At 69.5% G+C, this 15,583-nt stretch carries 19 protein-coding genes and 1 pseudogene; 12 read left to right on the top strand and 8 right to left on the bottom strand.

What is annotated here, in order from left to right; translation table 11 throughout:
- From HV824_RS30625 to HV824_RS30615, 3 genes and pseudogenes are all read left to right on the top strand, one after another.
- Nucleotides 1-296, top strand: a pseudogene (locus HV824_RS30625) (hypothetical protein); the annotation flags it as partial.
- A gap of 114 nt (nucleotides 297-410) precedes the next feature.
- Nucleotides 411-1,421, top strand: a complete 1,011-nt coding sequence (locus tag HV824_RS30620; RefSeq protein ID WP_176424852.1) for a ChaN family lipoprotein — start codon at nucleotides 411-413, stop codon at nucleotides 1,419-1,421.
- A gap of 62 nt (nucleotides 1,422-1,483) precedes the next feature.
- Nucleotides 1,484-2,914, top strand: coding sequence for a hypothetical protein (locus HV824_RS30615; protein WP_176424851.1), 1,431 nt, complete (start codon nucleotides 1,484-1,486; stop codon nucleotides 2,912-2,914).
- Between the two features lie 52 nt (nucleotides 2,915-2,966).
- Here HV824_RS30615 and HV824_RS30610 read toward each other — a convergent pair whose 3' ends face one another.
- The gene (locus HV824_RS30610) at nucleotides 2,967-3,746 is read right to left on the bottom strand and encodes an SDR family oxidoreductase (RefSeq protein ID WP_176424850.1); all 780 of its coding nucleotides are present in this window, start codon (nucleotides 3,744-3,746) and stop codon (nucleotides 2,967-2,969) included.
- Entirely contained in the window at nucleotides 3,743-4,063 is a 321-nt protein-coding gene (locus HV824_RS30605) for a nuclear transport factor 2 family protein (RefSeq protein WP_255208476.1), read from the bottom strand. The genes HV824_RS30610 and HV824_RS30605 overlap by 4 nt, the downstream gene beginning before the upstream one ends.
- A gap of 89 nt (nucleotides 4,064-4,152) precedes the next feature.
- Between HV824_RS30605 and HV824_RS30600 the strand changes: the two genes are divergently transcribed.
- Nucleotides 4,153-4,515 (top strand): helix-turn-helix domain-containing protein, encoded by a 363-nt coding sequence (locus tag HV824_RS30600; protein ID WP_255208475.1) that lies wholly within the window; start codon nucleotides 4,153-4,155, stop codon nucleotides 4,513-4,515.
- A gap of 88 nt (nucleotides 4,516-4,603) precedes the next feature.
- Here HV824_RS30600 and HV824_RS30595 read toward each other — a convergent pair whose 3' ends face one another.
- Nucleotides 4,604-5,524, bottom strand: a complete 921-nt coding sequence (locus tag HV824_RS30595; RefSeq protein ID WP_176424848.1) for an RluA family pseudouridine synthase — start codon at nucleotides 5,522-5,524, stop codon at nucleotides 4,604-4,606.
- Between the two features lie 291 nt (nucleotides 5,525-5,815).
- Here HV824_RS30595 and HV824_RS30590 point away from each other — a divergent pair, with 291 nt between their 5' ends.
- Entirely contained in the window at nucleotides 5,816-6,568 is a 753-nt protein-coding gene (locus HV824_RS30590) for a protein kinase (RefSeq protein ID WP_255208474.1), read from the top strand.
- A gap of 11 nt (nucleotides 6,569-6,579) precedes the next feature.
- On the opposite strand, the gene HV824_RS30585 is transcribed toward HV824_RS30590, so the two are convergent.
- Nucleotides 6,580-6,918, bottom strand: coding sequence for a hypothetical protein (locus HV824_RS30585; RefSeq protein WP_255208473.1), 339 nt, complete (start codon nucleotides 6,916-6,918; stop codon nucleotides 6,580-6,582).
- A gap of 203 nt (nucleotides 6,919-7,121) precedes the next feature.
- Between HV824_RS30585 and HV824_RS30580 the strand changes: the two genes are divergently transcribed.
- Entirely contained in the window at nucleotides 7,122-8,165 is a 1,044-nt protein-coding gene (locus HV824_RS30580) for a serine hydrolase (protein ID WP_255208472.1), read from the top strand.
- A gap of 55 nt (nucleotides 8,166-8,220) precedes the next feature.
- Here HV824_RS30580 and HV824_RS30575 read toward each other — a convergent pair whose 3' ends face one another.
- On the bottom strand, nucleotides 8,221-8,583 hold the full coding sequence (locus HV824_RS30575; RefSeq protein WP_176420521.1) for a DoxX family protein: 363 nt from the start codon (nucleotides 8,581-8,583) through the stop codon (nucleotides 8,221-8,223).
- A gap of 210 nt (nucleotides 8,584-8,793) precedes the next feature.
- Here HV824_RS30575 and HV824_RS30570 point away from each other — a divergent pair, with 210 nt between their 5' ends.
- Nucleotides 8,794-9,432, top strand: coding sequence for a hypothetical protein (locus HV824_RS30570; protein WP_255208470.1), 639 nt, complete (start codon nucleotides 8,794-8,796; stop codon nucleotides 9,430-9,432).
- Between the two features lie 12 nt (nucleotides 9,433-9,444).
- Here the strand turns inward: HV824_RS30570 and HV824_RS30565 are convergent, their stop codons facing one another.
- The gene (locus tag HV824_RS30565; protein ID WP_176420496.1) at nucleotides 9,445-9,969 is read right to left on the bottom strand and encodes a hypothetical protein; all 525 of its coding nucleotides are present in this window, start codon (nucleotides 9,967-9,969) and stop codon (nucleotides 9,445-9,447) included.
- A gap of 355 nt (nucleotides 9,970-10,324) precedes the next feature.
- Here HV824_RS30565 and HV824_RS30560 point away from each other — a divergent pair, with 355 nt between their 5' ends.
- On the top strand, nucleotides 10,325-11,251 hold the full coding sequence (locus tag HV824_RS30560; protein ID WP_176420495.1) for a triacylglycerol lipase: 927 nt from the start codon (nucleotides 10,325-10,327) through the stop codon (nucleotides 11,249-11,251).
- Nucleotides 11,252-11,274: 23 nt separating this feature from the next.
- On the top strand, nucleotides 11,275-12,327 hold the full coding sequence (locus HV824_RS30555) for a lipase secretion chaperone (protein ID WP_176424845.1): 1,053 nt from the start codon (nucleotides 11,275-11,277) through the stop codon (nucleotides 12,325-12,327).
- 34 nt (nucleotides 12,328-12,361) lie between these two features.
- Here the strand turns inward: HV824_RS30555 and HV824_RS30550 are convergent, their stop codons facing one another.
- Nucleotides 12,362-12,754: a GFA family protein gene (locus HV824_RS30550; RefSeq protein WP_176420493.1), complete on the bottom strand. Its 393-nt coding sequence runs from the start codon at nucleotides 12,752-12,754 to the stop codon at nucleotides 12,362-12,364.
- 56 nt (nucleotides 12,755-12,810) lie between these two features.
- Nucleotides 12,811-13,260: a hypothetical protein gene (locus tag HV824_RS30545; RefSeq protein ID WP_368671024.1), complete on the bottom strand. Its 450-nt coding sequence runs from the start codon at nucleotides 13,258-13,260 to the stop codon at nucleotides 12,811-12,813.
- A gap of 334 nt (nucleotides 13,261-13,594) precedes the next feature.
- On the opposite strand from HV824_RS30545, the gene HV824_RS30540 reads away from it, so the two are divergent.
- The 3 genes from HV824_RS30540 (at nucleotide 13,595) to HV824_RS30530 (ending at nucleotide 15,371) form a co-directional block, all read left to right on the top strand.
- Nucleotides 13,595-14,056, top strand: coding sequence for a YaiI/YqxD family protein (locus HV824_RS30540; protein ID WP_176420492.1), 462 nt, complete (start codon nucleotides 13,595-13,597; stop codon nucleotides 14,054-14,056).
- Nucleotides 14,057-14,127: 71 nt separating this feature from the next.
- Nucleotides 14,128-14,607 carry a VOC family protein gene (locus HV824_RS30535; RefSeq protein ID WP_176420491.1) on the top strand — a complete coding sequence of 160 codons (480 nt, stop codon included), beginning with the start codon at nucleotides 14,128-14,130 and terminating at the stop codon, nucleotides 14,605-14,607.
- A gap of 155 nt (nucleotides 14,608-14,762) precedes the next feature.
- Entirely contained in the window at nucleotides 14,763-15,371 is a 609-nt protein-coding gene (locus HV824_RS30530) for a 2,3-diphosphoglycerate-dependent phosphoglycerate mutase (protein ID WP_176420490.1), read from the top strand.
- Nucleotides 15,372-15,583 lie beyond the last annotated feature (212 nt).

The following is a 15,583-nucleotide window of genomic DNA, read 5'->3' as shown; positions in this document are numbered from 1 at the left end:
CCCCGGAAGTGGAGTCCGAGCCCGAGTCCGAGGAGACCGAGGCCACGGTGGATGACGCCGCGTCCCGCTTGAAGGCCGCCGCGTCCCCGGACGCCCTCAACGGCGCGCCCGCCTCCCCGGCCAAGAAGCCCAAGGCGAAGGGCAGCGGCCCGAAGAACATCTTCGTGGACGCGCCCAAGGAGCACCTCACCTTCCTGGAGGGCATCATCCAGCAGCTCCAGGAGGCCGGCGCCGCCAACATCCGCATCGACCACGCCACGGACCGGTGGATGGTCGTCGTGGTGGACTCGAAGTAGTCCGAAGTCCCCGAGCCCGCGCGCCCGTCACCTGACACTGGCGCGCGCGGGCCCGGCCCGCCTCGCGTTCCCGGTGGCCACCAGCGCCCACGGTGTGGATGAATCGTGTGCGTGATGCGCACGCTCCTCACTGTCTCCGTCCTGCTGTTCGCCACCGCCTGTTCCCACGCCAGCGCCACGCGCCTCGATTCGGCGGTGGAGCCCCCAGGTCCCCAGGCCCCCTTGTCCGGCGGGTGGAAGTCTTCGCTGCACCGTGAGCACCCGCTCTCCGGCCGCATCTGGGACGTGAAGGCCGCGCGCTTCGTGGACGCGGAGGCGCTGCGCGGCGCCCTCACCCAGGCCCGCTTCGTGGTGCTGGGCGAGCGCCATGACCAGCCCGACCACCACCGGCTCCAGGCGTGGCTCGTCCAGGCGCTGGCCACGGGAGGACGAAAGCCCGCGCTGGCCTTCGAGATGCTGGACGTGGGGCAGCAGGCAGCGGTGGATGCGGCGCTGGCGCGGGCTCCGCGCGACGCGGAGGCGCTCGCGCTCGCCGTCGACTGGGCGGACAGTGGCTGGCCGGACTGGAGCCTGTACCGACCCGTCTTCAAGGCCGGGCTGAAGGCGGAGCTCCCCATCGTCGCCGCCAACCTGCCGCGCGCGCAGGTGCGTGATTTGGTGATGCGCGGTCCGGACGCGCTGGCCCCCGAGCTGCGCCAGCGCCTGTCCCTGGACACGCCGCTGCCGGAGGCCGTGGAGCAGGCGATGCGGCAGGAGCAGGACGAGGCCCACTGTGGCCACCTGCCCAAGGAGCTGCTGGGTCCCATGGTGCAGGCCCAGCGCGCACGGGACGCGCACCTGGCGGACCGGCTGTCGAGCGCGGCGACGGACCAGGGCGGCGTGCTCATCACCGGCAATGGCCATGCCCGGACAGACCGGGGCGTCCCCGCGCGGCTCGCGGCCCGTGCGCCCGACCAGGACGTGCGCTCCGTGGGATTGCTGGAGGTCGACCCGAAGCAGCCCGAGCCGAAGGACTACGCGGCCTCCTTCGGCGCGCAATCGTTGCCCTTCGACTATGTCTGGTTCACCCCGGCGGTGCCCATGGAGGACCCGTGCGCGGCGCTCCTCAAGCGCCCCAAGAAGTAACGCCCGGGGCGCGTGGCGTGACATAGCCAACATGCCAGCAATTGGGCTATGTCGGCGCGCCCATGACGTCCTCGCTCCTCGCCGCCTCGCTCATCATCGCTTTAGGACAGAGCCCGGAGTCCGTCTCCACGGAGCCCGCTGCGCCAGAAGGCTCCTTCCTCCAGACGCGTCTGTCCTTCCTCGCGGGAGACACCGACTTCGACGCCCCTGATGCCACCACGCGGTTCCATGTCGCGCTGGACGCGCGCACAGCGGAGCTGGCGTCCGGCCTGCGCGCCGAAGCAGGGCTGTCGTTGTTCATCAATCCGGTCGCCGTCTCCGGCGCCATCCTTCAGGACAACGCCAGCTTCTTCGGCCTCCGGTATCGGCCTTCCTCCTGGGCGCCCGATGAGCGCCTGGCCTTGACGGTGTTCCCGGTGAGCGCCACCCGACTGCACATGGGCTACGAGAACCCGGTGGCCTGGGCACGCATCTCGTCCATGACGCGCTCGGGAGATGACGGCGAACCCGCCCTGGAGCTGCGCCTGTCGCGGTGGAGATGGGATGCTTTCGTCGCCGCCAGATTCCCCAGCCTGCAGAACGGCGTGACCCAGGAGTTGGAGCGGCGCCTCATGCTCCTGGTGGGCGCCGGAGTGAACCTCTCCCCGGCCTTCCGGGTGGAAGCCGGGGCCGCGAACCTCGACCTGGGCCCCGGGAGCCTGCCCTACATCAGCGGCTGGGAGGGCGACATCTACACGCGCGGCGTGTCCGGGCGAGTGATGTGGCGCCATGGCGTCCCCGTCGGAGCGAACGTCGACCTGGCGCTCTACGAGGGAGACCCGACCTTCTTCGAGCGCTTCTTCGCCTCCGACGTCTATCCCGGTGGCTTTGGAGCCCACGTCGCACTGGAAGGGAGCTACGTCTCCCAGCAGCTCATCGACAGTGAGTCGCCCGTGCAGGGTGCCATGCGAAAGCAAGCAGCGCACGCCGCGGCGCTGGTGACTCGGTTCAAGTGGGACCGGCTCCGGCTTCACGCGCTCGCGTACTACAGGACGCCCTCGTTCATGGTGCTTTCGCACCCGGGCTTCTTCCCGACGGGAGGCGCCCTGTTCGAACAGATGGAGGCGCTGGCCGAGCTGTCCGCGACGGTGGGGGCGGACTACTTCCTCCAAGACTGGGGGCTCACGCCCGGCTTCCTCGTCCGCGTCACCGCCCCGGCCACACTGAAGTCGCTGGTTCCGCAGCCGATGTGGCCCCGCAGCAATCCCCTCATCGTTCGGGGCAACAACTTGTATTCCTCGTTGCCGGAGGGCGAAGACCGGAGCCCCATCCTCACCGCGAAGGCCACCGCGCGGTGGGACCTGGGCGAGGTCGCAGGTGTCCTGGCCGAGCTCTTCTACACACGCGACCCGAACCAGACCACCTACGCGGATGACGACACGGGCGTAGCAGTGGTGGTCTGGGATTCGCAGGACATCGTGGGCGGCAACCTGCTGCTCCAGGTGCGCTTCTAGACCTGCGTTGGAAGGACCAAGACGCTACGCAGCGCGGCGCTCGTACCGAGCTTCACGCCGTGGGGACCGTCCCGCCATCGACGACGAACTCCGTCCCCGTCACCGAGCCCGCGCGTGGTGAGGCGACGAAGGCGATGAGGTCGGCGACCTCGCGAGGTTTCGCCGGACGCCCGACAGGGATGCCACCCAGCGACTTCATGACGATCTGCTTGCCGCCCTCGTAGTCGGTGCCCGCCTGCTTCGCCAGACGCTCGACGAGGTGCACAGCGGCCTCTGTCTCGACCCAGCCTGGCGAGACGCGCACCACGCGCACGCCTTGAGGCGTCACCTCTTTCGACAGCGCCTTGCTGTACGTGGAGAGCGCCGCCTTCGCCGCCGCGTACGCCGTCGTGGATTCGGGCAGCGGCAGCTCATGCTGAATCGAGGTGACGTGCACGATGACGCCGGAGCCCTGCGCGAGCATCGTCGGCAACAGCGCGCGGTCGAGCCGCACGGCGGGCATGAGGTTCAGGTTCAGCTCTTTCTGCCATTCGTCGTCCGTGAGTGCCGCGAAGCCGCCGCCCGGGGCGGAGGAGCCTCCCAGCACATGCACGAGGATGTCGATGCCCCCGAGGTGCGCAATGGACTGCCGGGCGACCTCTGCGCAGCCCGTCGCCGTCGTCACATCAGCCGCGACATAGTGGACGTCCTGCGTGTCGCTCGGCACCGTGCGCGCCGTGGCGACGACGCGAACGCCCGCCTCGACCAGCGCCGCGACGACCGCCGCCCCGACGCCTTTGGTCCCCCCCGTGACGAGCGCCCGTCGGCCCTTCAATTCGAGGTCGAAGCTCATGAACCAATCTCCAAGCGCGTGATGAGGTGGCCAGCGACGGTGAACGCGAAGCGCAGGTGCGCCGGGCTGCCAGGGAAGCTGCCGCTCACCTTCGCGGTCACTGTCGTGCGCGCTCCGGCAGTCTCCGCGGACAGGGGCTCGGTGGAGAAAGCGTACCTGGCCACCACAGCGACGTGCCACGCGGCAATGGCGGCGCGACCGCGATGCGCGTGTCCCTCGTCCAGGACGACGGCGTCGTCGGCGAAATACCGGGCGACGGCCCGCGGGTCGGTGGTCTCGCTCGCGAAGAAGCTCGCGATGGGCGCGAGCAGGTTCAAAGAAGCAGCGTGATTCGTTGGCATGGCCATATCAGTAAAAGCGCGGTATCTATTTCACAAGAACACACGAAAAAGTGGGGTACATACCTTTGGGTAAGCATGACCATCACACGCCTGTGACGGCGGCCAGCGGCATCGAGGGCGCCATCCAGATGCTCGAAGGCCGCTGGAAGCTGGTCATCCTCTTCCACCTCTTCGGCGGGCAGAAGCTGCGTTTCTCCGACCTTGAGCGCGCCATCCCCGCCATCTCGCAGAAGATGCTCATCCAGCAGCTCCGGCAGTTGGAGCAAGACGGCATCGTCACGCGCATCGTGCACGCCCAGGTACCGCCGAAGGTCGAGTACCACCTGACCGACTGGGGCCAGTCTCTCTGTCCAGCCCTCGACGAATTGCTGACCTGGGCAGAAAGACGGCCCACGCTGAAGCGTGAAGGGCAATCACCGAAGGAATAGGCGGCACTGCGCGAGCCGGCTGACAGGACGCCCGCCCAGCGCCTGCCTGCCCTCCAGGCCGCTCGGGAATCACGCCTCGTCGTGCAGGTCACCCGCCGCGCAACGTCACCAGCGCTCGCTGGAAGTCCTCGGGCAATGGCGCCTCGACGCGGACGGGCTGGCCAGTAGCGGGGCTGGGCAGCTCCAAGGTGAAGGCATGCAGCGCCTGCCGCCCCAGCGCCCGCGCCGCGGCATGCGCGCGCGCCTCCGGCGGCCCGTAGAGTGAATCCGCCAGCACGGGGAACCCGGCCTCGGAGAGCTGCACGCGAATCTGGTGCGTGCGGCCCGTGTCCAAGTCGACCTCCAGCAGCGCGGCATCCGCGAAGCGCTCGCGGACCTCGAAGGAGAGCGCGGCCCGGCGCGCGGAGGGCACGCGGGTGGTGAAGCGCCGAGGGTCCGCCGGGTCTCTGGCATAGGGCGCCTCCAGACGTCCCCGCGAGGGTGGCTGCCCCAGCACCAGCGTCCAGTAGCGCTTGTCCACGCGCTTCTCCTGGAAGGAGCGCAGGAGCGCGGCGGCGGACGCATCCGTGCGCGCGAACGCCAGGCAGCCACTCGTCTCCCGGTCCAGCCGGTGCACCACCCCGGGCCAGGCCAGGCCCTCCACATTGAAGGGCGGCTGCTGGGCGGCGAGCAGCCCCACCACGGAGGCCGCGCGGCCTTCTGGCTCCACCACGAGGCCCGGAGGCTTGTTCACGATGACCAGGGCCGCGTCGTCGTGAAGCACCGGCAGCAGCGGCCCTTCGGCAGAGGCCACCGGCGCGGCGCGAGGCTCCGGCCTGTCGAGCTCAATCTCCTCACCGCCCCACAGCTTGCGCGTGGGCTGGCACTGCTTGCCCCGAATGCGAACCGCTCCCGAATCAATCAGGGCACGGGCCCGCTCCAGGTTGAGGCCCGGGACCTGCTTCGACAGGAAGCGGTCGAGCCGCTCGCCAGCGGACTTACGAGGAACCTGGACCTTCTGCTGTGCCATGGCGCTTCCCGTCCCTCAACCCGAGGGGCGAGTCAACGGCCTTGGCCAGCGTTCTCGCCACGCCACACGGGCGCATGTCTTGCGGACGGCGGGGGCGGCCCGGAAGATGGTGGAGAATCGACCCGGTCCGCTCCCGTGAATCCGCCCTGCCCCTCGTGTCATACGCCCCACCCTGGCGCCGAGCCAGGCACGCGACGCACCTGCGCCGCCTGCGGTGCGGACCTCGCGTCAGGCACGGAGGCGCGACGGCCAGCGCCGGACCTCACGGGTGAATCCCTGGGCGGCTTCCAGTTGAACGCCCGCCTGGGCACCGACGACACGGGCTGGCTGTACACCGCGGAAGGCCATGTGGGCCCGTGCACGGTGAAGGTGATGTCTTCCTCGGTGACAGCGGCCGCGGAGGCGCGGGCGCGCTTCCACCGCGAGGCGGAGACCCTGCGGAGCCTCCGCCACCCAGTCATCGTCCGCGTCCTGGCGGTGGGCGAGGAGCGCGGCCACTGCTGGTACGCCCTGGAGCCCGTGATTGCGCCTGACCTGGAGACGCGGCTGGACCGGCTGAACGCCCTGCCCTTCCAAGAGGTGGAGCTACTGGCGCTGCGGCTGCTCGATGCGCTCGGCGCCGCGCACGATGTGGGGCTCGTCCACGGAGACGTGCGGCCCCAGAACATCCTGCTCGCGAAGGACGGCGCGATGCTGACGAACTTCGGCTTGTCGCTCGTACCTCCCGGTGCCCACGCCTACCAGGCCCCCGAACAACGCCAGTGGGGCCGCGCCGTCCCGCAGTCGGACCTGCATGCGCTGGGATACGTCCTGCACGAGGCCCTCACGGGAGGTCTGCCCGGGACGCAGCCGCTCCCCCACGGCGTGCCCCGGCACCTGCGCCGGCTGCTGAAGAGCCTGCTCGCGGAAGCCATCCAGGACCGCCCCGACAGCGCCATCTCCGCGCGGCGGCTGCTGACCCGGCGCGCGCCGCTGGGCCTCCTGGCCGTGGGCATCGCGGCGTTGCTGGCGCTGGTGATGTTCCTGCTGCTGCGCGCGGCGTGAGCGCCTCTCGCTCAGAGGCCCTGGAGCTGGTCGCTGGACATGCGGTGCTTGGGCTTGCGGCGGATGAAGCGGTTCGCGTCGCCGCGCCGGTAGCAGGTGATGAGGCGCTCCTCGTCATTGAGCAGGACAATCCACCCACGCGCCTGCCGCGCCACCTCCAGGCTCCGCCACGTCCGAGGCAGCTCCCGCTCCAGCACCGTGACGTGCGTCATGCCCGTCGCCCGGGTCCGCATGCCAAACTCCAGGATGAAGTCGAGCACCTCGTCACGAAGCTGCCGAAGCGAGCTGCGCTCGACGAAGTGACGCGTGGCGGAAAACCCAGGGGAGACGGGCGGACGGCAAACGGTCATGGCGTGGACCTCCTGTTGCCAGGAGGCCATTACACATGCCGTTCCAACGCCTCATTCCCGAGATTCCGCGCACTTGGTCGGCCGCGGCGCAGCGCGCGAATGACATTCCGTCAATTCCCATGCAGTCGCGTGACAGCGAGACGCAGACGCCCCGGCGCCGGCCGTCCCTGGCTGCTCCGGACACATGGTGTAGAAGGCCCACCATGCGCTCCGCGTCGAAGCCGTCCCCCGGTGAGTTGCTCCAGGATGCCACCCGCGCCTACGTGCGCGGATATCGCACGGCATCCCTCTGCGCCGGCATCACCCTGGGCGGCGTGCATCACGTCGAGGCGCTGCGACGCAAGGGCGCGCCGCCAACCGACAGCGCCCTCTTCGCGCTGGGCGAGCTGACCCCGGTCTTCACGGGGGCCCTCCTCGCGTTGCTCGTGGACCAGGGCAAGGCGCGGCTCGACATGCCCCTGTCCGAGGTGATTCCCCGGTCGCTGCTCGCGGATGCCACCGCGGGCCGCATCACCCTGGAGCAATTGGCGACCCACACCTCGGGAATGCCCCACCTGCCGCCCAACCTGGAGCAGGACGCCCAGACAATGGACGACCCCTTCGGCCATTACGACGCGAGACTCTTCGGAGAGTTCCTCCAAACCTATCAGCCGCAGTGGCCGCCGCCGCGCCGCCATGCGCCCTCCATCCTGGGCATGGGCGTGCTGGGCCATGCCCTCTCCCGGCGCGCGGGGCTCAACTACGGACACGCGCTGAGGGACCTGCTCTTCAAGCCCCTGGGCATGGCCGACACCACGCTGCGCCTGTCCGAGGAGCAGGCGCCGCGCCTGACGCCCGGCCACACCGCGCGAGGCAAACCGGTCCCCCCATGGACCTTCCCCGCACTGCCGGGGGCGGGCGCCGCCTACTCCACCGCGCCCGACCTGCTCCGCTTCCTCGACGCGAACCTCGGACGGGGCGACGCGGGCGTCGTGCGTGCCCTGCGGCTGACACATGTGCCGCGCGCGGAGGCGAACCCTGGGAAGGTGGGGCTCGGGTGGAGCGTGACGCAGGTGCGTGGGCAGCCCGTAATGTGGCGCGCCTCCGTCATCCGGGGCTACACCGGCTTCATCGGCTTCGCCGCCGGGGCGGACGCGGGCGTGGTGCTCCTGGCGAACCAGGGCTGGTCCTTCTTCTCCGCGCTCCGTGGGCGCATCCCCCTGCAAGCCCCAGGGCTCGAGCTGCTCTCCCGACTCCTCCCTGAATGAGCGCGCCAGGGAGGCGCCGTCCGACTTCGCGGGAGAGGAACCGGGGCGCGCGAGCTCAGGGCAGGCGGCGCAGGGGCAGCAGGGCCCGGAGACGCGCGTCCCGCAGGAAGAGTCCCGCCCAGGCGAAAACGCCCACGAGGACGGGGGCGATGAACGGCTCAGACAAACGCACATGCGTCGCGGTGGCGCCGCCGAGGTAGCCCGTGACGAGGATGGCGCCCAGCACGGCCGTCCGCGGCACCGCGTAGAGCATCATGCAGAGGAGCTCGGTGATGCCAATGGCCAGCAACACCGCGCCAGGGTAGCCAGACTTCTCGAATCCCTGGATGGCTTCGGGTGACTGGCCCAGCTTCATCGACGCGCTGAAGGTCAGCATGGCGACGACGAGTCCGGTGAAGATGCGTCCCAGCCAGAGCATCCAGCCCTTGGCGGCGGGAGCGGCCTGCGTGGAGGCCGGGGAGACGGCGGCGGAGGAAGGGCTCGACATGAGAGAGACGTCCTGGGTGGAAGTGGAACCTGGAAGCCGCGCCGTTCTAACGGCCCCCCACACTTCTCCACAAGAGATAGCGCGTGACATTGACGGAGCGGTGGGCCGCGCGCTCCAATGGCCATCACTGGGGGGCGTTCCATGACGGTGCTGAACGAATTGCGCAAGCGCATTGACTCACGCTTTCCACTCACCGCCTATGCGGACCCAGCGCCACGCGCATTCCAGCCCACCGCCCTGCTGGCGTTCGCCACCCGGGTGACGGATGCCTATGAGGCCGACGCCCGGCACCTCGATGAGGAATGCAGCGCCTCCTGGCGCGCGCTGCTGGCCCATGCCTTCGCCGTCTACGAAGCCGTCCGGCCCTGTCTGTCCATTCGCTATTCGACGCGCACCGTCTACTCAGGCCCGGAGGACATCGTCGCGGACCTGAACCGGGGGCAGCTCGAAATCAACACCGAGCACTGCGAGCATCCCTTGTGGACGCCGGAGGAGAACTGCGTCTTCCGCATCGTCCATGACGTGATTCCGCATGCCATGTACGTGCGGCCCTTCTCGCTGGAAGGAGAAGTGCTCGCCTTCCATGACCACGTCCGCCGGGCACCCGCAGAGGCGAAGCTGGCGCTGTTCACGGAAATCTTCGGCTATGCCGCCATCCGCTACTCCACCGGCGTGTATCCCGAGACTCAGAAGTGCATTGTCTTCCCGGAGCTGCTCGCGGACTACGAAGCGGGCTTCCTCCCGACCACGGGCAACCCCTCCACGTATCCCGAGGCGTAAGCCCTTCGAACGTCAGCGCCGGGTCGTCTTCTTGCGAGCGGTCCGCGCCGCCGCCGTGTTGCGCACGAACTGCTTGCCACGCCGGGTCCCCTCGCGCTTCTTGCGCTCCGTCGCGCGCTTCTGTGCGGGGCTCAACTGCGCCCAGGCATTCTTGGGCAGGTAGCGGGACGTGGTGCCACCTTTGCGCGCGCGGGCGTCACCTTCCTGCGTCTGCCATTCCTCCTGCGTCCAGGACGTGAGTGACTTCTGAGTTCCGCCACGGCCGCCCCGGTAGCCCCCACCGGCCTTCTTGTATTCGGCCGCCACGAGCTGCGCCTTGCGTGCGCTCCACTCCCCCGCCTCGCCCCCCTTGTTGCCTCGAAGGATGCGCGCCTTGATGCGCTCGCGCAGCTCCGGCTCCGTGTACCGGCCCGGGGAAGCGGTCTTCCGAGCGGTGGACCGGGAGGCCGTCCCCGTCTTTCGGGTGGCGCTACGGCCACGCGACGACGTGCGGGCCGTCTTCGCGGCAGGGGGGCGTGAGCGCTTCCGGGTGGCCATGTCGTCCTCCTCGCGGCGGATACCCACTCAGGGTGGGAGCGGCGCGCGCCATCCGCAAGCGAGGCGGCACGTGGGTCCCCTGGCCGCTTCCAGCCAATGAGTCACCCGCGACACAGCGACTCAGGCCTTCACCCCGCAGCGGCCGTCAACGCACCGCGACATAGAGGGTCATGACGCAAATCAAGGCACCGCGTCGTGAGTATTTGACGCAATACAGCAGAGGTATGTGACAACCGACTTCGCCAGTTTTGCTGATAATGCAGGAGGCGGCTTGATCTTGGTCTGTGATTGGCCTACGCGTTGATTCGCGGGTCAATCTGCAGTGGGCCCGTCCCCCGAACAGGAGCCCCTCCTCATGCGAAACGCTGTCCGGACACTGGTTCTGGCTGTCGCGGCACTCGGCTTGTGGGCGCAACCCGCGCTCGCGAATACGCAAACGAAGACCCGCTATCCCATCGTGCTGGCGCACGGCATGGCGGGCTTCGATTCGCTGTTTGGCGTCTACGACTACTTCTACGGCATTGGCTCCGACCTGCGCGCGGGCGGGGCGACGGTGTACGTGACGAGCGTTCCGCAGTTCAACACCTCGGAGCAGCGCGGCGAGGCGCTGCTGGCGCAGGTGAAGGACATCGTCGCGCGCTCGGGCAAGGGCAAGGTGAACCTCATCGGCCACAGCCACGGCGGCATGGACGTGCGCTACGTGGCGGCGGTGCGCCCGGACCTGGTGGCGTCCGTGACGACGGTGGGCTCGCCGCACAAGGGCGCGGACCTGGCGGACTACCTGCGCGGCAACCTGCGGGGCGGCTCCTTCACGGAGAGCGTGCTGGCCTACTTCGCCAACAACCTGGGCACTGTCCTGGGGCTGCTGTCGGGCAAGACGAACCCGCAGGACGCCATTGGCGCGCTGGCGGCGCTGAGCAAGTCCGGCACGGCGGCGTTCAACCAGAAGTACCCGGCGGGCATCCCCTCCAGCAGCTGCGGCCAGGGCGCCGCGACGGGCACGCAGGGCCAGCGCTACTACTCCTGGTCCGGCACGGACCCCTTCACCAACCTGTTCGACGCGTCCGACTACCCGATGAAGCTGAGCTCGTTCTTCTACAGCGAGGCGAACGACGGCCTGGTCGGCCGGTGCAGCTCGCACTTCGGCACGGTGCTGCGTGACAACTACGACATGAACCACCTGGACGAGGTGAACCAGGTGCTGGGCCTCACCGCCTTCTTCACCAACCCGAAGACGGTGTTCCGCAACCACGCCAACCGCCTGAAGGGGCTCGGCCTCTAAACGGCCGCGCGCGAAGGGACGCCATGAAGAGCCGCGCCGTCATTCCCGTAGCCGCGCTGTGCGCCCTGCTGGGTGCGGGCGTGTTCTCATGGTGGAAGGCCCGGGCGACGCCGCTGCCGCCCGGGCCCGCTGTCACCGCTGTCGCACCGCTGGCGGCCTCCGCGCCGCGCGCGGGTGTGCCGGCGCCGCGACGCGCAGCGCCCACCGCGCCGCCCACGGACGCCGCGTCCCCCGCCTCCGCCCTGCCCCCCATGCCGGGCTCGCTCCATGACACGGAGGAGGACGGCTCGGTGCAGGTGGATGCCACGGGCCACCTGGTGGTGTCGCCGGACCTGCGCCGCCTGTTCGACTACTACCTGTCCGCGATGGGCGAGGAGGCGCTGCCCGTCATCCGCGAGCGCATCCTCGCCTCGCTGCGAGCGAAGAACCTGCCAGCCGCGGCGATGGACGAAGCCGTGCGACTGCTGGATGACTACCTGGCGTATCGCGACGCGGCGCGCACGTTCGCGGCGAACCAACGAGGCGCGGCGCTGGACGTGGGCGCGCGGCTGGAGTCCCTGCGCGAGCTGCGCCGCGAGCACCTGGGCGCCTGGGCGGACGGACTCTTCGGTGACGAGGAGCGGGTGGACGCGGTGTCGGTGGAGCGGATGAAGCTCCAGCAGGACACCACGCTGACGCCCGAGGAGCGCGAGCGCCGCATCGCCGCGCTGGAGGAGCAGCTCCCCGCGGACTACCGCGCCAGCCGCGACGAGGCCCTGCGCCCCTTGCAACAGCAGACGGTGGAGCGCGAGCTGGTGGAGTCCGGTGCGACGGCCGAGGACCTGCGCCAGCACCGGCTGGCCACTGTGGGCCCGGAGGCCACCGAGCGGCTGGAGGCCATGGACCGCGAGGAGGCCGAGTGGGCGCGCCGGCTGGCGGAGTTCCGAGCCCGGAGAGAGGCCCTGGGCCAGTCCGAGCCGAACCCCGCCGCGCGTCAGGCCGCCGTGCAGCGGCTGCTCATCGACTCCTTCACCCCGGAGGAGCGCCTGCGGGTGGAGGCCCTGGACGCCATCGACGCGGCGTCCGGAGCCCCCTGAGCCTCACGGCACCGAGGCGTGAGCGCGCCGGGGCTCACTTCCCAGGGAAGGTGTCGTACTTCAGGAGGCCGTCGGCGATCTCGTAATAGTCCCCCTTGCTGCCCGTGTAGACGTGCACCTTCTCGCGGATGCCGGTGGGGGCGTCGAGCGAGCCGGCGCACAGCGATATCTTTGGATCCGGAGACTCATCGAACAGCACGCTGGAGCCGCACTCGACGCAGAAGCCGCGGCGCACCGTGGGCGAGACGCTGTGCCATTTGAGCCCGCGCGCCTCCGTAAGCCGGAAGCCCTCCCGGTCCACGGCCGCGTAGGCCCCGACATGCCCGTGCCATTTTCGGCACTTCGAGCAATGGCAGTACGCCACCGCCGTCAGCGGCGCGCTCACCTCGTACCGAACCGCTCCACAAAAGCAGCCACCCGTGTTCATGCGCCTGTTCTACAGCACGCCGCCGCGCGCGAGCGCGTGCAATTCATGAGCAGGGTTCAATCGTCATCGTCATCGTCATCGTAGTCCCCGCCCCAGAAGCCCGCGGCCCGCTCCGGCGACGGCACGTTGAAGGTGCAGGTCAGCTCACTGCCATCCATGTAACGATAGACGTAGCGGCCCGCGGCGAAGTCTTCATTCACCGCGTCAAAGGTCACCGAGCCGGCCACCGGCACGCCCGTCGTCTCGGGAAAGCCCGTCGTCGAGCGTGTCGCCACGCTCACGAGCCAGTCCACCACCAGCGAGTCCGCCGCCGGCACCAGCCGTAGCGCGTGCTCGTTGGACAACGCCACCGTCACCGGCCCTCCGCCGACCACGGCCCCATCCACGAGCCAGATGTCCACGCCGAACCGCGTCAGGCCCGCATTCCCGTTGGGGGAATGGTGCAGGAGAATCCGGTCGCTATCGCGCTCCCACCGGGACGCTTCCCCATCGATGGGCCAGTTCACACTGGCCCCCAGGTGGGTGCCCCGACACTCCCCCGTCGCATCGGTACCGCACGCCGTGGTGAGCAAGGCGCTGACAATGATTGGAATGATGACCCGCAGAGAATGAAGAGGCATGGGCGCCATTATAGAAGCAACCGCCAGTTTTTTCGAAAAGCAGCCTCCAACGGACGTCATCCGTCCAGCATGACGCGTTGCAGGCCAATAACCGCAAGGGATTGCACCTCGCGGTTCGTCCCCACCGGCATGCAAGGGCATGCTCCGAGCCCGGAAGGCGCGGGCGCTCGACGCGCAGTGGGTGTAGTCCGCGCGCGAATCCTGAGATAGTCGCGCCCGTATGAAAATCTGGGTCGATGCCGATGCCTGCCCGGGCCCTGTCCGGGACATCATCCTCCGTGCTGGCCAGCGCGTGAAGGTTCACACCGTCTTCGTGGCCAACCGCGCGCTCTCCCTGCCGCGGCTGGCCTACGTCTCCACCGTGCAGGTAGGCGCGGGCCTCGACGTCGCGGACCAGCACATCGCCCAGCAGGCGCAGCCGGGGGACCTGGCCGTCACCCAGGACATCCCGCTCGCCGCGCTGCTGGTGCCCAAGGGCGTCGTGGTGCTGGACCCGCGCGGAGAGGTCTTCACCGAGGAGAACGTCGCCGAGCGGCTCTCCGTCCGGAACTTCATGCAGGAGCTTCGGGAGAGCGGCGTGACGACCGGAGGCCCGGACGGCTACTCGGCGCAGGACCGGCAACAGTTCGCCGCCGCCCTGGACCGGGAGTTGACCCGGCTGGTGAAAGCGGAGCCGAAGTAAAATTCGTCCAATCCCTCCGGGCGCGGCGGAGGCATCCTCCTGTCATTCACACCCACCCAGGAAGGTGCTCCATGAACGACAAGAACCCGTCCTCCTCCGCCGCGACGCTCCCCGAACGTCCCCGCCTCTCCCTGGCCCTGGTGACGAAGGACGCGCCCGCCGCGCTCGACTTCTACGCGCGGGCCTTCGGCGCACGGGAGAAGTACCGGCTCACCGAGCCGAGCGGGCGCGTGGGCCACGCGGAGCTGGACCTGGGCGGCGTGACGCTGATGCTCGCGGACGAATACCCGGAGTACGACATCCTGAGCCCCCAGAGCCGCGGGGGCACGACGTGCTCGCTGAACCTCCGAGTGGATGACGTGGACGCCGCCGCCCAGCGCGCCATCGACGCGGGCGCCACCCTGGAGCGCCCCATCAAGGACGAGTTCTACGGCGAACGCGCGGCACACCTGAGAGATCCATTCGGCCATCGCTGGGCCCTCAACGCCCGCATCGAGGAGGTCTCCCCCGAGGAGATGCAGCGCCGCTTCACGCGGATGTGCCAGGGCTGAGGCCCCGGCCTCCTCGCCCGGCGTGTTTTCGGCCAGGGCTCGCACGGCCCTGCGCCGCCTGAGCGGCGCGCGAGACTGTGGAGCCCGGAACGCCTGGCCTCGGGTGAACGCGCCCCCCCCTGGCCGCGCCTGGGCTTCAGGATTACCTGGAGGCCATGCCTACCCTCGTCCTCGTCCGGCACGGCCAGTCGCTGTGGAATCAAGAGAACCGCTTCACCGGCCTCGTCGACGTCCCCCTCACCGACCAGGGCCGCCAGGAGGCCCGGCGCGCGGCGGACGCGCTGAGCGGGATGAAGTTCGACGTCGCCTATACCTCGGCGCTCATCCGGGCGCAGGAGACGCTGTCCATCCTCCTGCACACGCTGGGGCAGCAGGTCCCCACCATCCGGGACGCCGCCCTCAACGAGCGCAACTACGGCGACCTGCAGGGGCTCGACAAGGCGGAAGCCGCGAAGCGTTGGGGGGACGCGCAAATCAAGGCTTGGCGCCGCTCCTTCGACGTGCCACCCCCCAACGGTGAGTCCCTGGAGATGACGGCGAAGCGCGTGTTGCCCTTCTATGAGCGCGCCATCGCCGGGGACCTGCGCCAGGGGAAGAACGTGCTCGTCGTGGCCCACGGCAACTCGAACCGCTCCCTGGTGATGAAGCTGGACCAGCTCACGGGGGAGCAGGTGGTGGGGCTGGAGCTGGCCACCGGGGTGCCGCTCGTCTACGCAATGTCACCGGACGGTGAGGTACTGTCCAAGCGCACCGCGTCCCCCTGACGCCTGTGAGGGCACAGGGGGCTACGCTGCGCGCCCTACCGTTTCCGGTTGAATACAACCGGCCCCGGCGCGTCAGACTGTTCGAGCACACGAAAGGACGCTCCCCATGAAGGCCCTGATCACCTCCCTCGCTCTCCTCTTCGCCCTTCCCGCCCTGGATGCCCACGCCCAGGCGGACCTGCGCCGTCCGCCCCTGTCTCTTATACCCATCT

Source organism: Myxococcus sp. AM009, from assembly GCF_013372605.1.
Taxonomy (GTDB): Bacteria; Myxococcota; Myxococcia; order Myxococcales; family Myxococcaceae; genus Myxococcus; species Myxococcus vastator.
Note: the sequence above shows the minus strand (reverse complement) of the source record. Positions and strands in the feature narration are given on the sequence as shown.

Excerpts from the sequence above, each read along its gene's own strand:
- HV824_RS30620 (WP_176424852.1), top strand. The coding sequence starts at position 411 with ATGCGCACGCTCCTCACTGTCTCCGTCCTGCTGTTCGCCACCGCCTGT.
- HV824_RS30535 (WP_176420491.1), top strand. The coding sequence starts at position 14,128 with ATGAACGACAAGAACCCGTCCTCCTCCGCCGCGACGCTCCCCGAACGT.
- HV824_RS30570 (WP_255208470.1), top strand. The coding sequence starts at position 8,794 with ATGACGGTGCTGAACGAATTGCGCAAGCGCATTGACTCACGCTTTCCA.
- HV824_RS30550 (WP_176420493.1), bottom strand. The coding sequence starts at position 12,754 with ATGAACACGGGTGGCTGCTTTTGTGGAGCGGTTCGGTACGAGGTGAGC.
- HV824_RS30595 (WP_176424848.1), bottom strand. The coding sequence starts at position 5,524 with ATGGCACAGCAGAAGGTCCAGGTTCCTCGTAAGTCCGCTGGCGAGCGG.
- HV824_RS30565 (WP_176420496.1), bottom strand. The coding sequence starts at position 9,969 with ATGGCCACCCGGAAGCGCTCACGCCCCCCTGCCGCGAAGACGGCCCGC.
- HV824_RS30615 (WP_176424851.1), top strand. The coding sequence starts at position 1,484 with ATGACGTCCTCGCTCCTCGCCGCCTCGCTCATCATCGCTTTAGGACAG.
- HV824_RS30530 (WP_176420490.1), top strand. The coding sequence starts at position 14,763 with ATGCCTACCCTCGTCCTCGTCCGGCACGGCCAGTCGCTGTGGAATCAA.
- HV824_RS30555 (WP_176424845.1), top strand. The coding sequence starts at position 11,275 with ATGAAGAGCCGCGCCGTCATTCCCGTAGCCGCGCTGTGCGCCCTGCTG.
- HV824_RS30585 (WP_255208473.1), bottom strand. The coding sequence starts at position 6,918 with ATGACCGTTTGCCGTCCGCCCGTCTCCCCTGGGTTTTCCGCCACGCGT.
- HV824_RS30560 (WP_176420495.1), top strand. The coding sequence starts at position 10,325 with ATGCGAAACGCTGTCCGGACACTGGTTCTGGCTGTCGCGGCACTCGGC.
- HV824_RS30580 (WP_255208472.1), top strand. The coding sequence starts at position 7,122 with ATGCGCTCCGCGTCGAAGCCGTCCCCCGGTGAGTTGCTCCAGGATGCC.
- HV824_RS30575 (WP_176420521.1), bottom strand. The coding sequence starts at position 8,583 with ATGCTCTGGCTGGGACGCATCTTCACCGGACTCGTCGTCGCCATGCTG.
- HV824_RS30540 (WP_176420492.1), top strand. The coding sequence starts at position 13,595 with ATGAAAATCTGGGTCGATGCCGATGCCTGCCCGGGCCCTGTCCGGGAC.
- HV824_RS30610 (WP_176424850.1), bottom strand. The coding sequence starts at position 3,746 with ATGAGCTTCGACCTCGAATTGAAGGGCCGACGGGCGCTCGTCACGGGG.